Origin of the sequence: Afipia felis ATCC 53690 (genome assembly GCF_000314735.2) — a bacterium.
Lineage (GTDB): Bacteria > Pseudomonadota > Alphaproteobacteria > Rhizobiales > Xanthobacteraceae > Afipia > Afipia felis.
In genome coordinates this window covers 3,360,692-3,379,678 of record NZ_KB375270.1, presented here as the reverse complement: position 1 = coordinate 3,379,678, position 18,987 = coordinate 3,360,692, and the positions used below count along the sequence as shown (strand labels likewise).

Annotated in this window: 16 protein-coding genes; 11 read left to right on the top strand and 5 right to left on the bottom strand. The window is 62.2% G+C overall.

Annotated features, from left to right (window positions below; all coding sequences use genetic code 11):
• The first annotated feature begins 182 nt into the window (after positions 1-182).
• The 5 genes from HMPREF9697_RS16135 to HMPREF9697_RS16115 all read left to right on the top strand — a co-directional run bounded on the left by HMPREF9697_RS16135 (position 183) and on the right by HMPREF9697_RS16115 (position 4,351).
• A complete protein-coding gene (locus HMPREF9697_RS16135; protein WP_002718311.1) occupies positions 183-599 on the top strand; it encodes an HIT domain-containing protein in 417 nt (138 codons plus the stop codon).
• Between the two features lie 98 nt (positions 600-697).
• Positions 698-1,636 (top strand): PfkB family carbohydrate kinase, encoded by a 939-nt coding sequence (locus HMPREF9697_RS16130; RefSeq protein ID WP_002718310.1) that lies wholly within the window; start codon positions 698-700, stop codon positions 1,634-1,636.
• An 87-nt stretch (positions 1,637-1,723) separates the two neighbouring features.
• Positions 1,724-2,239 carry an Lrp/AsnC family transcriptional regulator gene (locus HMPREF9697_RS16125; protein ID WP_002718309.1) on the top strand — a complete coding sequence of 172 codons (516 nt, stop codon included), beginning with the start codon at positions 1,724-1,726 and terminating at the stop codon, positions 2,237-2,239.
• 178 nt (positions 2,240-2,417) lie between these two features.
• Positions 2,418-3,455 (top strand): YeiH family protein, encoded by a 1,038-nt coding sequence (locus HMPREF9697_RS16120; protein ID WP_002718308.1) that lies wholly within the window; start codon positions 2,418-2,420, stop codon positions 3,453-3,455.
• An 8-nt stretch (positions 3,456-3,463) separates the two neighbouring features.
• The gene (locus tag HMPREF9697_RS16115; RefSeq protein ID WP_002718307.1) at positions 3,464-4,351 is read left to right on the top strand and encodes a LysR family transcriptional regulator; all 888 of its coding nucleotides are present in this window, start codon (positions 3,464-3,466) and stop codon (positions 4,349-4,351) included.
• Between the two features lie 7 nt (positions 4,352-4,358).
• On the opposite strand, the gene HMPREF9697_RS16110 is transcribed toward HMPREF9697_RS16115, so the two are convergent.
• Positions 4,359-5,858 carry a phosphomannomutase/phosphoglucomutase gene (locus HMPREF9697_RS16110; protein WP_002718306.1) on the bottom strand — a complete coding sequence of 500 codons (1,500 nt, stop codon included), beginning with the start codon at positions 5,856-5,858 and terminating at the stop codon, positions 4,359-4,361.
• A 139-nt stretch (positions 5,859-5,997) separates the two neighbouring features.
• On the opposite strand from HMPREF9697_RS16110, the gene HMPREF9697_RS16105 reads away from it, so the two are divergent.
• Positions 5,998-6,600, top strand: a complete 603-nt coding sequence (locus HMPREF9697_RS16105) for a DUF938 domain-containing protein (RefSeq protein ID WP_002718305.1) — start codon at positions 5,998-6,000, stop codon at positions 6,598-6,600.
• A gap of 12 nt (positions 6,601-6,612) precedes the next feature.
• Here the strand turns inward: HMPREF9697_RS16105 and HMPREF9697_RS16100 are convergent, their stop codons facing one another.
• From HMPREF9697_RS16100 to HMPREF9697_RS16090, 3 genes are all read right to left on the bottom strand, one after another.
• The gene (locus HMPREF9697_RS16100) at positions 6,613-7,140 is read right to left on the bottom strand and encodes a TIGR02281 family clan AA aspartic protease (RefSeq protein ID WP_002718304.1); all 528 of its coding nucleotides are present in this window, start codon (positions 7,138-7,140) and stop codon (positions 6,613-6,615) included.
• 172 nt (positions 7,141-7,312) lie between these two features.
• Complete coding sequence (hrpB, locus tag HMPREF9697_RS16095) at positions 7,313-9,790, bottom strand: ATP-dependent helicase HrpB (protein WP_002718303.1); 2,478 nt, start codon at positions 9,788-9,790, stop codon at positions 7,313-7,315.
• A gap of 109 nt (positions 9,791-9,899) precedes the next feature.
• The gene (locus HMPREF9697_RS16090) at positions 9,900-11,207 is read right to left on the bottom strand and encodes a UDP-glucose dehydrogenase family protein (protein WP_002718302.1); all 1,308 of its coding nucleotides are present in this window, start codon (positions 11,205-11,207) and stop codon (positions 9,900-9,902) included.
• Between the two features lie 182 nt (positions 11,208-11,389).
• Between HMPREF9697_RS16090 and HMPREF9697_RS16085 the strand changes: the two genes are divergently transcribed.
• Positions 11,390-12,451, top strand: coding sequence for an acyltransferase family protein (locus HMPREF9697_RS16085; RefSeq protein WP_002718301.1), 1,062 nt, complete (start codon positions 11,390-11,392; stop codon positions 12,449-12,451).
• Positions 12,452-12,457: 6 nt separating this feature from the next.
• Here HMPREF9697_RS16085 and HMPREF9697_RS16080 read toward each other — a convergent pair whose 3' ends face one another.
• Positions 12,458-13,051, bottom strand: coding sequence for a hypothetical protein (locus tag HMPREF9697_RS16080; RefSeq protein ID WP_002718300.1), 594 nt, complete (start codon positions 13,049-13,051; stop codon positions 12,458-12,460).
• A 127-nt stretch (positions 13,052-13,178) separates the two neighbouring features.
• Here HMPREF9697_RS16080 and polA point away from each other — a divergent pair, with 127 nt between their 5' ends.
• The 4 genes from polA to HMPREF9697_RS16060 all read left to right on the top strand — a co-directional run bounded on the left by polA (position 13,179) and on the right by HMPREF9697_RS16060 (position 18,962).
• On the top strand, positions 13,179-16,202 hold the full coding sequence (polA, locus tag HMPREF9697_RS16075) for a DNA polymerase I (protein WP_002718299.1): 3,024 nt from the start codon (positions 13,179-13,181) through the stop codon (positions 16,200-16,202).
• 28 nt (positions 16,203-16,230) lie between these two features.
• Complete coding sequence (locus HMPREF9697_RS16070) at positions 16,231-16,860, top strand: LysE family translocator (protein ID WP_002718298.1); 630 nt, start codon at positions 16,231-16,233, stop codon at positions 16,858-16,860.
• A 94-nt stretch (positions 16,861-16,954) separates the two neighbouring features.
• Positions 16,955-17,515, top strand: coding sequence for an orotate phosphoribosyltransferase (gene pyrE, locus HMPREF9697_RS16065; RefSeq protein ID WP_002718297.1), 561 nt, complete (start codon positions 16,955-16,957; stop codon positions 17,513-17,515).
• Positions 17,516-17,573: 58 nt separating this feature from the next.
• Positions 17,574-18,962: a sodium:proton antiporter gene (locus HMPREF9697_RS16060; protein ID WP_430642226.1), complete on the top strand. Its 1,389-nt coding sequence runs from the start codon at positions 17,574-17,576 to the stop codon at positions 18,960-18,962.
• Positions 18,963-18,987 lie beyond the last annotated feature (25 nt).

The following is an 18,987-nucleotide window of genomic DNA, read 5'->3' as shown; positions in this document are numbered from 1 at the left end:
GCCTATTTGGGGCCAAACCGAAGGGAAAGCAAGCAAGGCATCGGCCGTTTTACCGCTTTACACGGACGCCAGGACACACTCAGGGAGGCACCGGATGCGCATTCCGACGGATACAGGGTTCCCCACGTCCGCGCTTCCGCCTGATAGAGTGGTCACATTGCAGAATCAATTTCGAGGCCCGCATGTCGTCATCGTGGTCGCTTCACCACCAACTCGCAAAGGACACGCTTGAAGTCGGCGACCTGCCGCTGTCTCGCCTCCTCATCATCAAGGATTCCAACTACCCGTGGCTGCTGCTGGTGCCGCGCCGTGCAGGGGCTTCCGACCTGATCGATCTCAATGAGGTCGAACAGGCGCAACTCACCACCGAGATCAATCGTGTCTCGCGTGCGCTGAAGGAGATCACCAAGCCGGACAAGCTCAATGTCGCCGCGCTCGGGAATGTCGTGCCGCAACTGCATGTCCACATCATCGCGCGCCGGACCAGCGACGCCGCGTGGCCGCGACCGGTCTGGGGCTTGGTGGCGGCCGCGCCTTACGATCCGGCGGAGGCCGTAAGATTTACGCAGGCGCTGCGCGAGAAAATCTGGATCACCTGAACCACGCGCTTTGGCGAGATGGCATTCAGCATGCTGGAACCCAGCAGGCGTTCCCGCTGTTTTCCTTGAGCCGTCTTGCCTGATTTGGGGGAACCCATATGACTGCACAGCCTCGACCGGTCGCCCCGAACATTCTCTGTGTCGGCATGCCTGTGCGCGATCTGGTGTTTCGCGTCGAGAGTATTCCCGCGCGGGGCAACAAGATGCGCGCCACGCATTTCACCGAATATAGCGGCGGCAATGCGCTGAACGCCTCCATCGCCATCGCGCGCCTGGGCGGCCGCGTCCTGATGTCGGGCCCCATGGGCCATGTCGGCGAGAAAGCCGCCGAACAGATTTTCGAGGATCTCGCGCGCGAAGGCATCGACGGCAGCGCTATGGTGCAGATGCCGGGTCTCGTGACGCCGATCTCCAACATCATGATCGACCACACCGGCGAGCGGACCATCGTCACCTATCGCGATCCGAAAATGTGGGACGTCACGCTGCCGGACACCAACGAACTGCTGAAGGATTGCGAGGCGGTCCTGACCGAGAACCGTTGTGTTTTCGTGCGCGACCTCTGCTTCGAAGCCAAGCGGCGCGGCATTCCGGTTATCCTCGACGCCGACCGCGCGATGCCGCTGGACGAGCCTCTCCTGCAAGCTTCCACACACATCGTGTTTTCCGCCGAGGCTCTGCACGCGGCCACAGGCGCCGAGGACGGCATCGCCGCGCTGCGGACAATCGCAGCACTGACACCGGCGTTCGTCGGGGTCACCAATGGCGCGGGCGGGATGACCTGGCTCGAAGACGGCAACGTTCGCCACATGGCGGCCTTCCCGATCGCAGCGGTGGATACGCTGGGTGCGGGCGACGTGTTCCACGGCGCCTTCACCATAGCGATCGCGGAAGGCCAACCCCTTGAAGCCGCGGTGCGCTTTTCCGCCGCCGCCGCAGCGCTGAAATGCACCCGGCATGGTGGGGCCTTCGGCTCGCCTCAACGCGTTGAAGTGGAAGAGTTTTTGACCAAATCAGCCATCCCGCACTTCGCCTGACGGAATATTCCGGATTCTGGACTTGTGATTTAGAATATTCTTCTATATGAAGTTTTCATATCCCACTTCATTAGAAGAATGTTTCCAATGTCAGACGCCGACCTCGCACCTGCCGCGCTCGATACACCTCGCCGGCTTGATGCCATCGACCGCAAGATCCTGACCGTGCTGCAGGACGATGCCTCTCTCTCCGTTGCCGAAATCGGCGACCGGGTCGGCCTGTCGTCTACGCCCTGCTGGAAGCGCATCCAGCGGCTCGAAGCCGAAGGCATCATCCTGCGCCGCGTGGCGCTCGTCGATCAGAACAAGATCGGCCTCGGCATCACTGTCTTTGTCTCGGTGGAGAGCGGCGACCATTCCGACGCGTGGCTGAAGAAATTCGCCGGTGCCGTGAAGGCCATGCCCGAAGTGATGGAATTCTACCGGATGGCGGGCGACGTCGATTACATGCTGCGCGTTGTCGTCGCCGACATGCAGAGCTACGACGTGTTCTACAAGAAGCTCATCAGCGCCGTGGCGTTAAAGAACGTCACCTCGCGCTTCGCGATGGAAAAGATCAAATCTGTGACGGCCCTGCCCGTCCCGGCCTTGAATCCGGCCTGATAACAAGCCCGCAATTCCTAGCGAAAACGCGCCGCCTCATCAGCGGCGCGTTTTCTTTTGCGCGCGCTCCATCATTTATTCCGAATAATCGATTTTATATGTTAAAAATACATATATAATGAGTTTGAACGATTGATCGTTACTTGCGATCAGTGGCCGTATTCAAGGAGTTCGGCCAATGTCCACCATCACCTACACCGCCGCCGACGAGGAGAAGTCACGCCCCGCCGCCCGTTTTCAAATCACCGGGATCTGGCCCGGCCTGTTCCTGACGACGCTGGTCGCCTGCGCCGCCTATGGCGTGCACCTCCTGCCCGTTGTCTCGACCTTCAGCCCGCTGATCATCGCGATCCTGCTTGGCATGATCTTCCATAACGTCGTCGGGACGCCTGTGAGCGCCAAGCCAGGCGTGACTTTTTCGCTGCGGCGGGTCCTGCGCTTCGCAATCATCATGCTCGGCCTGCAGCTCACGGCGACGCAGATTGGCGAAGTCGGCGCAACCGGCATCGGCATCATTGCGGTGACGCTGGCTGCAACTTTCCTTTTCACGGGCTGGTTCGGCCGCATGATGGGCATCGACCCCAAGCTCGCCCAGTTGATCGGCGCGGGCACCTCAGTCTGCGGCGCATCGGCCGTGATCGCGACCAACACTGTCACCGACGCGCATGACGAGGATGTCGCCTACGCCGTCGCATGCGTCACGGTGTTCGGCTCGATCGCTATGTTCGCCTATCCAACACTCGGCACCCTGCTGCATCTCGATCCGCGCGCCTACGGCCTGTGGGCAGGCTCTTCCATCCATGAGATCGCCCAGGTGGTGGCGGCAGCCTTCCAGGAAGGCCGTCAGGCCGGCGAGTTCGGCACCATCGCCAAGCTGTCGCGCGTGACACTGCTGGCACCACTGGTCATCGCGCTCGGCGTGGCCGCGGCCCGCCGCAGCAGCGGCACCTCCAGTGCGCGCCCACCGATGCCGTGGTTCGTGCTCGGCTTCATTGCGATGATTGCCCTCAACAGCATCATCACGATACCTCCGGAAGCCAAGTCCGTGATTGTATCGGTTACGACCTTCCTGCTGACCATGGCGCTCGCCGCGATGGGGCTCGAAACCGATATCGGCAAGCTGTACGCTAAGGGGCTTCGCCCGCTGGCAGTCGGCGCGGCGGCATCGATTTTCATTTCCTTGTTCAGCCTGATGCTGATCAAGCTGACGACTTAGGACCATGAATGACGCTGGAGCAGCTTCGTATCTTCGTTGCGGTCGCGGAACAGGAGCATATGACTCGTGCCGCCGGCGTTCTCAATCTCACCCAGTCGGCGACAAGTGCTGCCATCGCAGCACTTGAAGACCGTTATGCGATCAAGCTGTTCGACCGCATCGGCCGCAGCATCAAGCTGACCGATGCGGGGCGGCAATTCGTCATTGAGGCGCGCGCGGTTCTGGCGCGCGCCGCCGCCGCCGAAGCCCTGCTCGCCGATCTCACCGGCCTCACCCGTGGTTCGCTGTCGCTCGCGGCGAGCCAGACCGTCGGCAATTACTGGCTGCCGCCGTTGATCCACCGTTACCGTCAGCGCTATCCCGGTATCAACGTGACGCTGAAGATCGGCAACACCGAACAGGTCACGGCATGGGTGCATAGCGGGCTTGCCGATCTCGGCTTCATCGAAGGCGATGTCGAAGATACAGGCCTGTCTATCACCAATGTTGCGAACGATGAGCTTGCGCTGGTGGTCGCCGCCACTCACCCATGGGCAGCGATGAAGAAGCCGACCGCCGAACAACTCAAGGATGGGAAATGGGTCGTTCGCGAGCCAGGCTCAGGCACGCGCCATGTGCTTGAGACGGTTCTCGCCGGGCTCGGCATCGCCCGCAACGATATCGCCATCGGTCTCGAACTGCCGTCGAACGAATCGGTGCGCGCCGCCGTCGTCGCCGGCGCCGGCGCGACTGTCATCTCGCGCATCGTGGTCGCGAACCTGCTGAATTCAGGTGCGTTGACCGAACTGAAAATCCCGCTGCCATCGCGGCGCTTCTTCCGGCTGCGCCACAAGGAGCATCACGTCACGCAGGCCGAACGCGAGTTCGAGAAGCTGATCGTCGAGAAACCTCAGTAAGCGGCAATCAGATTTTCTGATTGTACTCGCCGACTTCGGGGTGGGTGCGCAGCACGGAATCCATCGCCTCGAACATGTCGCGCATGCGCTGCTCGGAAACCGGACTTTCAACCACGACGACAAGCTCGGGCTTGTTCGATGAAGCGCGAATGAGCCCCCAGCTTCCGTCCTCGCAGGTGACACGCACGCCGTTGACGGTGACGAGATCGCGGATCGGCTGACCGGCAACCTTGTCGCCTTTCGCCTGAGCCGCTTCGAAATGCTTCACCACATCGGCGACGATGCCGTACTTGGCTTCGTCCGCGCAATGCGGCGACATGGTCGGCGACGACCAGGTTTTCGGCAGAGCGTTCTTCAGGTCGGACATCTTCTTGTTGCCCGCACGCTCGAGCATCTCGCAGATCGCGATCGCCGAGACGAGACCGTCGTCGTAACCGCGACCGACTGGCGGGTTGAAGAAGAAGTGGCCGGACTTCTCGAAACCGGCCAGCGCGCCGAGCTCGTGCGTGCGCCGCTTCATGTAGGAATGGCCGGTCTTCCAGTAGCTCGCGTGGACACCTTGCTTCTGCAGCACGGGATCCGTCACGAACAAGCCGGTCGATTTCACATCGACGACGAACTGCGCATTCTTGTGGATCGCCGACATGTCGCGCGCGAGCATCACGCCGACCTTGTCCGCAAAAATTTCCTCGCCAGTGTCATCGACAACGCCACAGCGGTCACCGTCACCATCGAAACCCAAACCGACGTCCGCTTTGTTGGCGAGCACCGCATCGCGAATCGCGTGCAGCATCTCCATGTCTTCCGGATTCGGATTGTACTTCGGGAAGGTGTGATCGAGTTCGACATCGAGCGGGATAACATCGACGCCGAGCTTTTCCAGCACCTGCGGCGCGAACGCACCCGCGGTGCCGTTACCACAGGCGACCACCGCGCGGATGCGGCGCGAGAACGGCTTGCGGTTGGTGAGATCGGCGATATAGCGCGCCGGGAAGTTTTCATGAAATTGGTAGCCGCCCGCCGGCTTCGGCTTGAACGCGGCGTTGAGCACGATCTCCTTCAGCCGCGTCATCTCGTCGGGACCGAAGGTGAGCGGACGGTTCGCGCCCATCTTCACACCAGTCCAGCCATTGTCGTTGTGGGAGGCCGTGACCATCGCCACACAGGGCACGTCGAGATCGAACTGCGCGAAATACGCCATCGGCGTCACCGCGAGCCCGATGTCATGCACCTTGCAACCCGCCGCCAGCAAACCCGAGATCAGCGCGTATTTGATCGAGGCCGAATAGCCGCGGAAGTCGTGCCCAACCACGATCTCCTGCTTCACACCCATCTCGCCGATCATGGTCCCGAGCCCCATGCCGAGCGCCTGAATGCCCATCAGGTTGATCTCTTTGCCGAACAGCCAGCGCGCGTCGTATTCGCGGAAGCCGGTGGCCTTCACCATCGGCTCGGACTCGTAGGCATAGGTGTTGGGCTTCAGCTCAGCTTTCGGCTTCGGAAACATGAAAAGGCCTCGTGGAAAGAACGGTGGCAAGCCATAGCGAGTGCGACGGCCTGAGAAAAGGCGGGACGTAGCTTTTAGGAATGAATTGCGGCAGTTTGACAGCCATACTCCGAACAGATGTCTAACGCATTTTTCTCCTATGACCAGCCATCGACTGCAATACCCCGCCACCCAGCGCAACCGAGACGCCATCCTTGAGGTGCTGCGCAGCGTGTTGCCGCCTTCGGGACTGGTGCTGGAAATCGCGAGCGGCTCGGGCGAGCATGTCGTGCATTTTGCGAGCGCCCTGCCCGGCCTGACGTTCCAGCCCTCCGATCCGGAAGACGCTGCGCGTCTCAGCATTGCCGCATGGACGGCGGAGATGAAGCTTTCCAATATCCGCCCGCCGCTCGCAATCGACGTGCTGCACGAACCATGGCCGATTGCACAGGCCGACGCGATCCTGTGCATCAACATGATCCACATCTCGCCGTGGGAAGCGACGCAGGCGCTGATGCGCAATGCCGGACGCATTTTGCCGCACGGCGCGGCGATCTATCTCTATGGGCCTTACCGGCAGAAGGATGTCGTCACCGCCGAGAGCAACGAGGCGTTCGATGCCGATCTGAAATCACGCAACCCGCAATGGGGACTTCGCCATCTGGACGAGGTCGCAGCACTCGCGCGCGAGGCAGGATTTTCAGGGCCGGAGGTGATGCCGATGCCGGCAAACAATCTTAGCGTGGTGTTTCGACGAACATAAACCGTCGCGCGGTTACTGCTCCAGCACGAGGCTGCCGCTGCTGTATTCGAACCGCTTGAGCTTCGACAGATAAGTCATGCCGAGCAGGTTCTGCTGCAGTGCGCCTTCCGGCATCACCAGCGCATCGACGTCGCGCACCACCACCCCACCGATATCGATGCGACCGATGCGGGTACGAGCGGCCTTTGCCGGACCATTCGCCGTATTCACGTTGGTGGTGTATTCGCTGAGAAACGGACGGATGCCGATCCGCTCGGCATCCTTCTGCGTCAGCGCAATCACGGTTGCGCCGGTATCGACGAGAAAATCGAGATCACGGCCATCGACCCGCGCTTCGGTGCGGAAATGCCCGCTGCGGTCGGAGCGCAGCGACACCCGGCGCACGCCCGCCTGCGCATCAGGCATCGCGGCATAGGCGTTCATCGTCTGGGACTGGGCGTCGGCTTTCGCGGGCAGCGGAAAATCCAGCCGCTCGGCGACCTTGGCCAGGTAACTGCCGGAAGCGGCCATGATGACCGCAACGATCAGGACGGTACGCATTCGCCAACGCCTTTCAACGACATTGCCCGCCAAATCCGCTTCACGCCGATTCGGGCCGGCCGACTCCCTGCCAGAAGGGGTTAACGAAAGCGTCCCCTCGCGGCAGGCTCCCGTCTTGTTTCAACGAATAGGGTAAGCAAAGTCTTAATTTTCGAAGCCGGTACCGCGCTGTTCAGGTTCCACGCGGCTTCACCCGGCGCGTCGGTTCCGCCACAGCCGGGTCCTCCGGCCAGGGATGGCGTGGATAGCGCCCGCGCAGATCGGCACGCACGGCCGCGTAGGAGCCGCGCCAGAAACCTGGCAGGTCGCGCGTCACTTGTACCGGCCGATGCGCGGGCGACAACAACTCCACCACCAGCGGCAGCCTTCCATTCGCGATCGCAGGGTGGACATTCAAGCCGAACAATTCCTGCAGCCGGACGGCAATGGTGGGGCCCTGCTCCGCTTCATAGTCGATCGGCAGCGACGTGCCGGTCGGCGCGGTGAAATGGGTCGGGGCCTCGCGCTCGAGCTGCGCGCGCTTGTCCCACGGCAGCAGCGCCATCACCGCGTCCGACAGATCGCCCGCGGAGAAATCGGACAGCGAGGTCTTGTCCATCAATGCAGGCACGAGCCATTCGGCGCGGCTTGCCGCGAGCGCGGCATCGGACAGATCGGGCCACGCATCGGGCGCGGTCGCGCGCAGGAACATGACGCGGTCGCGCCATTGCTTCAGCGGCTTCGACCATGGCAGGCGGTCGAGACCTGCTGCGGCGAGACCATCGGCAAGGACTTGCGCGGTCTGCGCCGATGGCATCACGGGCAAATTCTGCTCCGACAGCGTGATCGCGTGCAACCGCTTGCGCCGGCGTGCGCGCAGCGCCATCGCGGATTTGTCGAAGCTCGTTTCGTCTTCGACAATAATATGATCCGCAAAGCGCGACTCGATCTCGCCTTGCGTGATTGGCGCGGCGAGCAGGATGCGCCCGCTGGCGGCGGTGCCTGTCAATTCCGCGACCGCAATATAGGACGCCTTCGCCAGCGCCGAGGCGGGATCAACCGACGCACCGCGTCCGTTCGCCAGCGTGAAACTTGCCTTGCCGCGATTGCGCGCGACGCGATCGGGGAAGGCAAGCGCAAGGATCGCGCCGGTCGAGAGCCCGTTATCCGCAGCACCGTCGATTTTCGCGGCGCGCTCTTTCACCTGCGCGACCCATCGCTGCGCGAGTTGCCGCGCGCTTTGTCCACGCGGCGAGCGGTCACGGGCAAAATTTTCCAGCCGCACATCAAGATCGACGCTGTCGCCACCAAGCCCGCGCTCGGTGAGGATCGCGGCGATCTGCGCGGCCTCTTCGGCCGCACCCATTCGACTGGCATCGACGATCATGCGCGCAAGCCGCGGCGGCAGTGCCAACGCACGTAGCGCCTTGCCTTCCGCTGTAATGCGCCCATCGGCATCGAGCGCATCGAGTTCGCGCAACAATGCGGCCGCCTCCTTAAGCGCGACCGGCGGCGGGGGATCGAGAAACGCCAACGTCGCCGGATCGCTTACGCCCCAATGCGCGAGATCGAGCACCAGCGGCGACAGATCGGCGGACAAAATTTCCGGCCGCGTGAACGCCTCGAACGACGCCGTCTGCGGCTCATCCCATAGCCGGTAACAGACACCCGGCTCGGTGCGTCCGGCACGGCCGCGGCGCTGATCGACTGCGGCACGCGAGGCACGCACGGTCTCCAGCCGCGTCAGGGCGATGTCCGGCTCGTAGCGCGGCACACGCGCGAGGCCGGAATCGACCACGATCCGCACGCCTTCGATGGTGAGCGAGGTTTCCGCAATGGATGTCGCGAGCACCACCTTGCGCATGCCCTTGGGCGCAGGCGCGATGGCGCGATCTTGCACGGCCGCGTCGAGCGCGCCGAACAGCGGCACAATCTCGATATTCGGATCGCTGACGCGCTCGGCCAGAAAAGTCTGCGTGCGGCGGATTTCAGCAGCGCCCGGCAGAAACGCCAGCACCGAACCGGAATCCGCGCGCAATGCGGATGCAATCGCATCCGCCATCTGCCGCTCGACAGGCGCATCGACCTTGCGGCCGAGATAACGCGTTTCGACCGGAAAAGCACGTCCCTCGCTTTCCACCACCGGTGCATCGCCAAGCAGATTCGCCACCCGCGCGCCGTCGAGCGTCGCCGACATCACCAGAATGCGCAGATCCTCGCGCAGGCCACTCTGCGCATCGCGCGCAAGCGCAAGGCCGAGATCGGCATCGAGCGAGCGCTCGTGGAATTCGTCGAACAGGACGGCCGCGACGCCTTTCAGTTCAGGATCGTCGAGAATCTGGCGGGTGAAGATGCCTTCGGTCACCACTTCGATCTTGGTCCTGCGCGAAATCTTCGAGCCGAAGCGAACCCGATAGCCGACGCGCTCGCCGACCTTTTCGCCCAGCGTGTGCGCCATCCGCTCAGCGGCGGCGCGCGCTGCGATCCGGCGCGGCTCCAGCACGATGATCTTGCCCTCGCCGATCCACGGCGCATCGAGCAGCGCCAAAGGCACGCGCGTGGTCTTGCCTGCACCGGGCGGCGCGACCAGCACGGCGGTGTTGTCGCGCGCGAGCGTCGCCGCGAGGTCCGCGAGAACAGCATCGATGGGAAGAGGCGTGGTGAAGATCATATCGACTACAATACATAGCCGTCATTGCGAGCGAAGCGAAGCAATCCGGAACAGCAAGATAGGTTGGATTGCTTCATCGCAAGGGGTCCTCGCAATGCCCCGAAGCGAATTACGGCCCCCGCCCCACGCTCTCATAGATGAAGCCGAGCTCTTTCATCTCGTCGCGACGGTAGATGTTGCGCAGGTCGACGATCACCGGCCGCGCCATCTCCTGCTTCAAGCGCACCAGATCGAGCGCGCGGAATTGCACCCATTCGGTGACGATCACCAGTGCGTCGGCGCCCTTGGCGCAATCGTAAGGATCCGTGGCGTAGCCGATGTCCGGCAGTTCGTGCTTCGCGAGCTCCATGCCGATCGGATCATAGGCGCGGACGCGCGCGCCGAGATCAAGCAGGCCCGTCACCAGCGGGATCGACGGCGCCTCGCGCATGTCGTCGGTCTCCGGCTTGAAGGTGAGGCCGAGTACCGCCACGGTCTTGCCACGCAGGCTGCCGCCCACTGCGGCGGCGACCTTGCGCGCCATCGCGCGCTTGCGGTTGTCGTTCACCGCGAGCACGGCCTCGACGATACGCAGCGGCACGTCATGATCGAGCGCGGTCTTCACCAGCGCGCGGGTGTCCTTCGGGAAACAGGAGCCACCGAAGCCCGGCCCGGCGTTGAGAAACTTCGAGCCGATGCGGTTGTCGAGACCGATACCGCGCGCGACTTCCTGCACGTCGGCACCAACCTTCTCCGATAGGTCCGCGATCTCATTGATGAAGGTGATCTTGGTCGCGAGAAACGCATTTGCCGCGTACTTGATGAGCTCGGCCGTGCGCCGCGCCGTGTACATGATCGGCGCCTGGTTGAGGTAGAGCGGCCGGTAGACCTCACCCATCGCCTTGCGCGCACGTTCGTCTTCCGCGCCGACCACAATGCGGTCGGGATGCTTGAAGTCGCGGATCGCCGCGCCTTCGCGCAGAAATTCCGGGTTCGAGGCAACCGCTACGTCCGCGTTCGGATTGGTTTCGCGGATAATGCGCTCGACCTCGTCGCCGGTGCCCACAGGCACCGTCGACTTGGTGACAACAACAGTGAAACCCTTCAACGCGCCCGCGATCTCGCGCGCCGCCGCGTAGACGTAGCTGAGATCGGCGTGCCCGTCGCCGCGCCGCGAGGGCGTCCCGACCGCGATGAAGACTGCATCCGCCTCGCCGACGGGGCCTGCAAGATCGGTCTGGAAATCGAGGCGGCCCGCTTTCACGGAAGCTTCGACAAGTTGATCGAGGCCGGGTTCGAAGATCGGCATCTCGCCGCGATGAAGTGCCGCGATCTTGGCGGCGTCAGTGTCAACGCAGGTCACGCGATGGCCGAAATCTGCGAAACAGGCCCCGGAAACAAGTCCGACATAGCCAGTCCCGATCATCGTTATCCGCATTGCTCAACCCGCCTCATGGTTAACGGCCGCCTGCCAAATTCCTTCGCCTCTTAGCGGTTTTGGCAAGGAGAGAAAACCCATGCCGCAAACCTAAAGAGCAATCCGGCATGACATTTGAATGAATACACCGGAATGAAAGCTGGGGCCCGCGAATGTGCCGCCAGCATAGCGGATATGGGACGATGGTGGCTAAAAACGAGACAGCCGCGACACCTCGTTTGAGCGCAGAGCGCGTCGACTGGGTCGATTACGCCAAGGGCATCTGCATCGTCATGGTGGTGATGATGCACTCGACGCTCGGCGTAGAGGCCGCGGCGGGCGAGACCGGTTTCATGCATCTGGTCGTAGCTTTCGCGAAACCCTTTCGCATGCCGGATTTCTTCCTGATCTCGGGCCTGTTCCTTCCGCTCGTCATCAATCGCGACTGGCGCACCTACCTCGACCGCAAGGTGGTGCACTTCTTCTATTTCTATCTGCTCTGGACCGCGATCCAGTTCGGCTTCAAGGCGCCGCATTTCGCAGCCGAAGGCGGAGGCTGGTCGCATGTCGGCCTGATGTATCTGGAGACGTTCATCGATCCGTTCGGCACGCTGTGGTTCATCTATCTGCTGCCGGTGTTCTTCATCGTCACCAAGGCGACGCTGCGCGTCCCGGCGTGGGCGATCTGGATCACCGCCGCATTGCTGGAATCCTCGCACCTCAATACCGGCTGGACCACGATCGATGAATTCGCATCGCGCTTCGTCTATTTCTATTCGGGCTATTTGTTCTCGAAACACGTGTTCACACTGGCGGAAACCGTGCGGCGCAATCCGGGATTCGCGCTCGCGGGCCTCGGCGCATGGGCGTTGATGAACGCCACGCTGGTCTATGTCGGCATGAGCGAATGGCCGGCGATCTCGCTGGCGCTCGGCATCGCGGGCGCATGCGCCGTCATCACCATCGCCACGCTGCTCGCCCGCATGAAATGGATCGACGCAATCCGCTACTGCGGCGAGCATTCGATCGTGATCTACCTAGCTTTCTTCCTGCCGATGGCCTCGACCCGTACGCTGCTGCTGAAAACCCATCTCGTCACCGACACAGGATGGATCTCGCTGATCGTCACCACTGTCGGGGTAATCGGCTCGCTGCTGATCTGGTGGGCGCTGCGCGATACCCGCCTCGGCTTCCTGTTCAAGCGGCCGGCGATGTTCTGGATCGCGCCGCCGAAACAGCGAGCTGCGCTCCAGCCAGCGGAATAGTCCGCTCTATCGCAACATCTCAGGCGTCACGCCATTTTTCATGTCAGCGACCCGCTCGCGATAGGCATTGGCGTCGCCGAAATCGGCAAACCCGACATAATGCGGATGCGGGCCGAGCACGCGACGGGCATGTTTGATCGGGCACCAGTAAACCTCGGTGCGTGAAGCGACCTCACGCACGAATGCGACTGTCTGGTTGAAATATGAGCAGTAAGCGCAGTTTATTTTCTCGATAATATTCAGATACGCGAGATGGTGACGGTCGAACACCAGATAGTCGCGGCGGCGCACCTTCGGAATTCCGTAGATCGGAAAACAGATCGCCTGATAAACCATCACGAAAATATCGAGAATGATCATCGGGACAATGAGCGAGTAGATCACCGGCGCGGTCAGCATCACCAGCAGATTGGCCTCGAACAGATAGCGCAACGCGTGGGTCTTCATGGCGCGGTGAAGACGGCGAACCTCCTGCTCGAAGACAATGCGGCGATTGTGCAGGTCGTAACGCAAGGCTTCTCGCCGCCGCGTCAACTCGGCCTCGATGTTGGCCTCGGCCACCCGCAGCTTCTCGAACAACTCTGACAACTGCGCATCCATCATAGCCTCCTTCGTAACCGGGACCACGAAATGCCGACCTTGGAAAACGCTTATCAAGCCTCTTTCCATGGCATTTCCGGGTAGCTTCCCTCCGGTTCAGGGTGATATTGCCTAGGTTCTCTCCTATATGAGCACCATGGCAAAGTCCTCCGCAAAATCCGCCGCTCCGCAGGCTCGCACGCCCGCTGGCGTGAAACCTCCCGGCAAGGGCGACCATGTCTTTTTGGTCGACGGCTCGGGCTACATCTTTCGCGCCTATCACGCGCTGCCGCCGCTGAACCGCAAGTCGGACGGCCTGCAGGTCAACGCCGTGCTCGGCTTCTGCAACATGCTGTGGAAGCTGATGCGCGATATGCCGCCGGACAACCGGCCGACGCACCTCGCCATCGTGTTCGACAGGTCCGAGGTCACATTCCGCAACAAGATCTATCCCGAATACAAGGCGCACCGCCCGCCTGCGCCTGACGATCTCATTCCGCAATTCGCGCTGATCCGCGAAGCCGTCCGCGCTTTCGACCTGCCTTGCCTCGAACAGATCGGCTTCGAGGCCGACGACCTGATCGCGACCTATGTGCGGCAGGCCTGCGAGCGCGGCGCCACTGCCACCATCGTCTCTTCCGACAAGGATCTGATGCAGCTCGTGACCGATTGCGTCACGATGTACGACACCATGAAGGATCGCCGCCTTGGCATCCCCGAGGTGATCGAGAAATTCGGTGTGCCGCCGGAGAAGGTCGTTGAGGTTCAGGCGCTGGCCGGCGATTCCGTCGACAACGTGCCGGGCGTGCCGGGCATCGGCATCAAGACCGCCGCACAGCTCATCACCGAATATGGCGATCTCGAAACACTCCTGCAGCGTGCAGGCGAAATCAAGCAGCCGAAACGGCGCGAGTCGCTGATCGAACACGCCGAGAAGGCACGCATCTCCCGAGAACTCGTGCTGCTCGACAACAACGTGAAGCTCGACGTGCCGCTCGACGAGCTTGCGGTGCATGAGCCGGATTCGCGCAAGCTGGTCGCTTTCCTCAAGGCGATGGAGTTTTCGACGCTGACGCGGCGCGTCGCCGAATACGCGCAAATCGATCCCGCCGATATCTTGCCGGACGAGCATCTAAAAAGTCCGCTTGCGGCAGCCGCCCACCAAGATTCGCCGCAGACGCCGTCGCTCGGCGGCGAGCCGGATGCGCGGGCGAAAGGCACGGCGGCAATGTCCGGCGGCGCCACCACCGCGGCGGCCTCCGCCCATTCACCGCAGGCCCTGGCTGAAACACGCACCGCGCAGGCCGCCACCACCAAAATCGACCGCAGCAAATATCAGACCATCCGCACGCTCGACGAGCTCAACCGCTGGATTACTCGCGCTCACGATCTCGGCCATGTCGCGATCGACATCAAGGCGACCTCGATCGATCCGATGCAGGCCGACATCTGCGGCATCGCCCTGGCGCTGACGCCGAACGAGGCCTGCTACATTCCGCTCGGCCACAAAAAGTCCGGCGGCGGCGAGGATCTTTTCGCCAGTGGACTTGCCGAAGGACAGATCGAGGCAGCGGAAGCGTTCGAGGCGCTTCGTAAGCTCATGGAATCCGAAGCCGTGCTGAAATCCGGCTTCGACATCAAGTTTACTTCTGTGATGCTGGCGCAGCACAAGATCACATTGCGCACGGTCGACGACGTGCAACTGATGTCCTACGCGCTCGATGCCGGGCGTGGCTCGCACGACATCGAGAATCTCGCGGAGCGCTGGCTTGGCCACGCAGCCATCAAGCATGGCGATGTGATCGGCAGCGGCCGCAACAAGCTGTCGCTCGATCAGGTGACCATCGAGCGGGCTACTGAGTACGGCGCGGAAACGGCCGACATCACCATCCGGCTGTGGCTTCTCATGAAGGCGCGGCTGATTTCCGAGCGCATGAACAACGTCTATGAATCGCTGGAGCGGCCGCTGGTCGGCGTGCTGGCGCGGATGGAACGGCGCGGCATCATGATCGACCGTCAGGTGCTGTCGCGCCTGTCCGGCGATTTCGCTCAAACCGCATCGCGGCTGGAAAGCGAAATCCGCGAGATCGCGGGCGAGGACATCAACCCCGGCAGTCCGAAGCAGCTTGGCGACGTAATCTTCGGCAAGATGGGCCTGCCCGGCGGGCAAAAAACCAAGACCGGCGCATGGTCAACCTCCGCCTCGATCCTCGAAGACCTCGCGGAGGAAGGCCATGTCTTTCCGCGTAAGATCCTCGACTGGCGGCAGGTGTCGAAGCTGAAATCGACCTACACCGATGCGCTGCCGAATTATCTCAATCCGCAGACGCAACGTGTTCACACCACCTATGCGCTCGCGGCGACCACGACGGGGCGGCTGTCGTCGAACGAGCCGAATCTGCAGAACATTCCGGTGCGCACCGAGGATGGCCGAAAGATCCGTCGCGCCTTCATTGCCGAGAAGGGCCACAAGCTCGTCTCGGCTGACTATTCGCAGATCGAACTGCGGCTGCTCGCGGAGATCGCTGACATTCCAGTGCTGAAGAAGGCCTTCACCGACGGACTCGACATTCACGCGATGACCGCGTCCGAGATGTTCGGCGTGCCGGTGAAGGACATGCCCGCCGAAGTGCGCCGCCGCGCCAAGGCGATCAATTTCGGCATCATCTACGGCATCTCGGCCTTCGGCCTCGCCAACCAGCTCGGCATTCCGCGAGAAGAGGCAGGCGCCTATATCAAAAAATACTTTGAGCGCTTTCCGGGCATCCGCGCCTATATGGATGCGACGCGCGATTTCTGCCGCGAGCACGGCTATGTCGAAACGCTGTTCGGGCGCAAGTGCCACTACCCGGACATCAAGGCCTCGAACGCCTCGATTCGCGCCTTCAACGAACGCGCCGCGATCAACGCGCGCCTGCAGGGCACCGCCGCCGATATCATTCGCCGCGCCATGATCCGGATGGAGGATGCACTGGCGGAGCAAAAGCTCGCCGCGCGCATGCTGCTTCAGGTGCACGACGAACTGGTGTTCGAGGTCCCGGACGGCGAGGTGGACAAAACCCTTCCCGTCATCCGCGAGGTGATGGAGAACGCAGCATTCCCGGCCGCCAGGCTGTCGGTACCGCTGCATGTCGATGCCCGCGCCGCCCATAACTGGGACGAGGCGCACTAGATCATCATGGCCTGATCGGATGAGCGAGATGCTTTCCAGTTCGCTCGCTGCGTTTGCCCTGACCGCGCTCGTCGTCGAGATGACGCCGGGGCCGAACATGGCCTATCTCGCAGCGCTATCGCTGTCGCAAGGTATTCGCGCAGGACTTGCTGCCGTGATTGGTGTCGCGCTCGGCTTGTCGGTCTATGGCGTCGCGGCGGCACTCGGCCTCAGCGCCATCATCGACAGGTCGCCGCTGCTCTACGAGGTGCTGCGCTGGGGCGGTGTCGCCTATCTGTTGTGGCTGGCCTGGGAAGCGTGGGCGAGCGAGGCCGAGACTTCGCCCCAACACGCGGACGATCCCAATGCCCGGCCGTGGATCGCCTTCCGCCGCGGCCTCATCACCAATCTGCTCAACCCCAAGGCTGCGGTGTTCTATGTCGCGGTGCTGCCGGACTTCGTCCGGATCGACGCGGGATCAGTCGCGTCTCAGACCCTGATGCTGTCGGCAATCTATGTTGGCATCGCCACGGCCATTCATCTCGTGATCGTGTGTCTCGCCGGACGCCTGCAGGGTGTGATCGCAACGCCGGACAAACGCAGGACCATTCGTCGCATCCTCGCGCTGCTGCTGGCGGCCATTGCAATCTGGTTTGCCTTCAGCACAGCCCGTTCATAATTCCGCATTGAACTGTTGATCGGCTCGCGCGATAGTGGTTCACCTTTCCGATCGCCGCTAGATTGCGGCTTTCCATGAACTTTCGAGCAAGCTTGTGTCCACCTCTTCCCGCGCCCGCCTGGCCGACATCATCCGCACCCGCTCATTCGGGCGCGGCGAAATCACCCTCGCCTCCGGGCGCAAGAGCGATTTCTACTTCAACCTCAAGCCGACCATGCTCGATCCGGAAGGCGCGGCGTTGCTGGCGGAGTTGTCCTACGAGGCCCTCAAGGACGAGAAGATCGATTACATCGGCGGACTCGAGATGGGAGCGGTACCGCTCGCGGGCGCCATCGCCCAGCTCTCATGGATGAAGGGCAATCCCATCGCGGCCTTCTTCGTCCGCAAGAAGCCGAAGGAACACGGCGCACGGCTCGCGGTCGAAGGGCTCGCCAGGAATGAAAGCCTCAAGGGCAAGCGCATCGTCATCGTCGAGGATGTCACCACCACCGGCGGCTCGGCGATCAAGGCCATCGAAGCGGTGAAGGATGCCGGCGGCGATGTCGTGATGGTGCTCACCATGGTCGACCGAAATGAAGGCGCCGAAGACAATTTCCGTGAAGCCGGTCTCACGCTGCGCACGCTGTTCAAGGCCGACGAATTCCTGAAAGGTTGAAAACGACATGACGGTGACTGACACGCGTCTCTATAAGCGCGGACTCCTCTCTGCCGTCATGATTGGTTTTCTTGCCGCCATCCCGGCGCCAGCCTTCGCCGCCGAAGGTCTTAATGGCGCGCATCTGCCGCTATGGCAGGCACTGCCGTTTGTCGGCATCCTGCTGTCCATCGCTACCGGACCGGTGCTCTATCCCCATCTCTGGGAACATCATTACGGCAAATTCGCCGCGGTCTGGTCGGCGCTGATTATCATCGCGATGCTGACCAGCGCTGACATGGCGGCGGTCGGCGGTGCGCTCGCGCACACGGCGTTCCTCGAATACATGCCGTTCATTCTGCTGCTGCTGGCGCTGTTCACGGTCGCGGGCGGCATCTATCTCGAAGGTAATCTGCACGACAGCGTTTTCACCAACACCGTACTGCTCGGCGTAGGCGCCGCTCTCGCTAGCGTCGTCGGCACCACGGGTGCCGCGATGATCCTGATCCGCCCGCTCATCCGTGCCAACGACGACCGCCGCTACAACGCCCACGTCGTGGTGTTCTTTATTTTCCTCGTCGCCAATATCGGCGGCGCGCTGTCGCCGCTCGGTGATCCACCGCTGTTCATCGGCTTCCTCAAGGGCGTCGATTTCTTCTGGACCACCCAACATCTGTGGCTGGAAACGCTGACCACGGCCGGCATCGTGCTCACGATCTTCTGCGTGCTCGATCTTTATTTCCACCACCGTGATGGGCGCTTCTCGCGCATCAAGGACCCGACGCCGGACGCCCCGCTCAAGCTCCACGGCAAAGCCAATCTTCTGCTTCTCGCCATCATCATCGCCGCGATCCTGATGAGCGCACAGTGGAAGCCGGGCATCGCCTTCCATGTCGCCGGCGTCGATCTGCAATTGCAGGACCTGCTGCGCGACCTGGTCTTCCTGCTCGTCGCGATCGTCTCCGTCCGTATCACGGCGAAGAGCGTCCGTGCCGCCAACGGGTTCTCGTGGGGGCCCATCAAGGAAGTCGCGATCCTGTTCGCAGGCATCTTCATTTGCATCATTCCGGTGATGGCGATGCTGCAGGCGGGTGCTAATGGCCCGTTCGCGAATTTGCTCAAGCTGGTGAGCCACCCCGACGGCTCCGGCAATCCGGCGGCCTATTTCTGGCTGACAGGCGCGCTGTCGTCCTTCCTCGACAATGCACCGACCTATCTGGTGTTCTTCCAGCTCGCAGGCGGCGATCCGCAAGTTCTGATGACAACGCAAGCGGCGCTGCTTGCGGCGATTTCCTCCGGCGCGGTCTTTATGGGCGCCAACACCTATATCGGGAACGCGCCGAACTTCATGGTCTACGCTATTGCGCGCGAGAACGGTGTGAAGATGCCGAGCTTCTTCGGCTACATGGCCTGGTCGTCGCTGGTGCTGCTGCCGACGTTCCTGCTTGTCACATGGATCTTCTTCTAGAAGCGCGCGTACACTCCGCGAGAAC

Excerpts from the sequence above, each read along its gene's own strand:
- HMPREF9697_RS16135 (WP_002718311.1), top strand. The coding sequence starts at position 183 with ATGTCGTCATCGTGGTCGCTTCACCACCAACTCGCAAAGGACACGCTT.
- HMPREF9697_RS16130 (WP_002718310.1), top strand. The coding sequence starts at position 698 with ATGACTGCACAGCCTCGACCGGTCGCCCCGAACATTCTCTGTGTCGGC.
- HMPREF9697_RS16125 (WP_002718309.1), top strand. The coding sequence starts at position 1,724 with ATGTCAGACGCCGACCTCGCACCTGCCGCGCTCGATACACCTCGCCGG.
- HMPREF9697_RS16120 (WP_002718308.1), top strand. The coding sequence starts at position 2,418 with ATGTCCACCATCACCTACACCGCCGCCGACGAGGAGAAGTCACGCCCC.
- HMPREF9697_RS16115 (WP_002718307.1), top strand. The coding sequence starts at position 3,464 with ATGACGCTGGAGCAGCTTCGTATCTTCGTTGCGGTCGCGGAACAGGAG.
- HMPREF9697_RS16110 (WP_002718306.1), bottom strand. The coding sequence starts at position 5,858 with ATGTTTCCGAAGCCGAAAGCTGAGCTGAAGCCCAACACCTATGCCTAC.
- HMPREF9697_RS16105 (WP_002718305.1), top strand. The coding sequence starts at position 5,998 with ATGACCAGCCATCGACTGCAATACCCCGCCACCCAGCGCAACCGAGAC.
- HMPREF9697_RS16100 (WP_002718304.1), bottom strand. The coding sequence starts at position 7,140 with ATGCGTACCGTCCTGATCGTTGCGGTCATCATGGCCGCTTCCGGCAGT.
- hrpB (WP_002718303.1), bottom strand. The coding sequence starts at position 9,790 with ATGATCTTCACCACGCCTCTTCCCATCGATGCTGTTCTCGCGGACCTC.
- HMPREF9697_RS16090 (WP_002718302.1), bottom strand. The coding sequence starts at position 11,207 with ATGCGGATAACGATGATCGGGACTGGCTATGTCGGACTTGTTTCCGGG.
- HMPREF9697_RS16085 (WP_002718301.1), top strand. The coding sequence starts at position 11,390 with ATGGTGGCTAAAAACGAGACAGCCGCGACACCTCGTTTGAGCGCAGAG.
- HMPREF9697_RS16080 (WP_002718300.1), bottom strand. The coding sequence starts at position 13,051 with ATGGATGCGCAGTTGTCAGAGTTGTTCGAGAAGCTGCGGGTGGCCGAG.
- polA (WP_002718299.1), top strand. The coding sequence starts at position 13,179 with ATGAGCACCATGGCAAAGTCCTCCGCAAAATCCGCCGCTCCGCAGGCT.
- HMPREF9697_RS16070 (WP_002718298.1), top strand. The coding sequence starts at position 16,231 with ATGCTTTCCAGTTCGCTCGCTGCGTTTGCCCTGACCGCGCTCGTCGTC.
- HMPREF9697_RS16060 (WP_430642226.1), top strand. The coding sequence starts at position 17,574 with ATGATTGGTTTTCTTGCCGCCATCCCGGCGCCAGCCTTCGCCGCCGAA.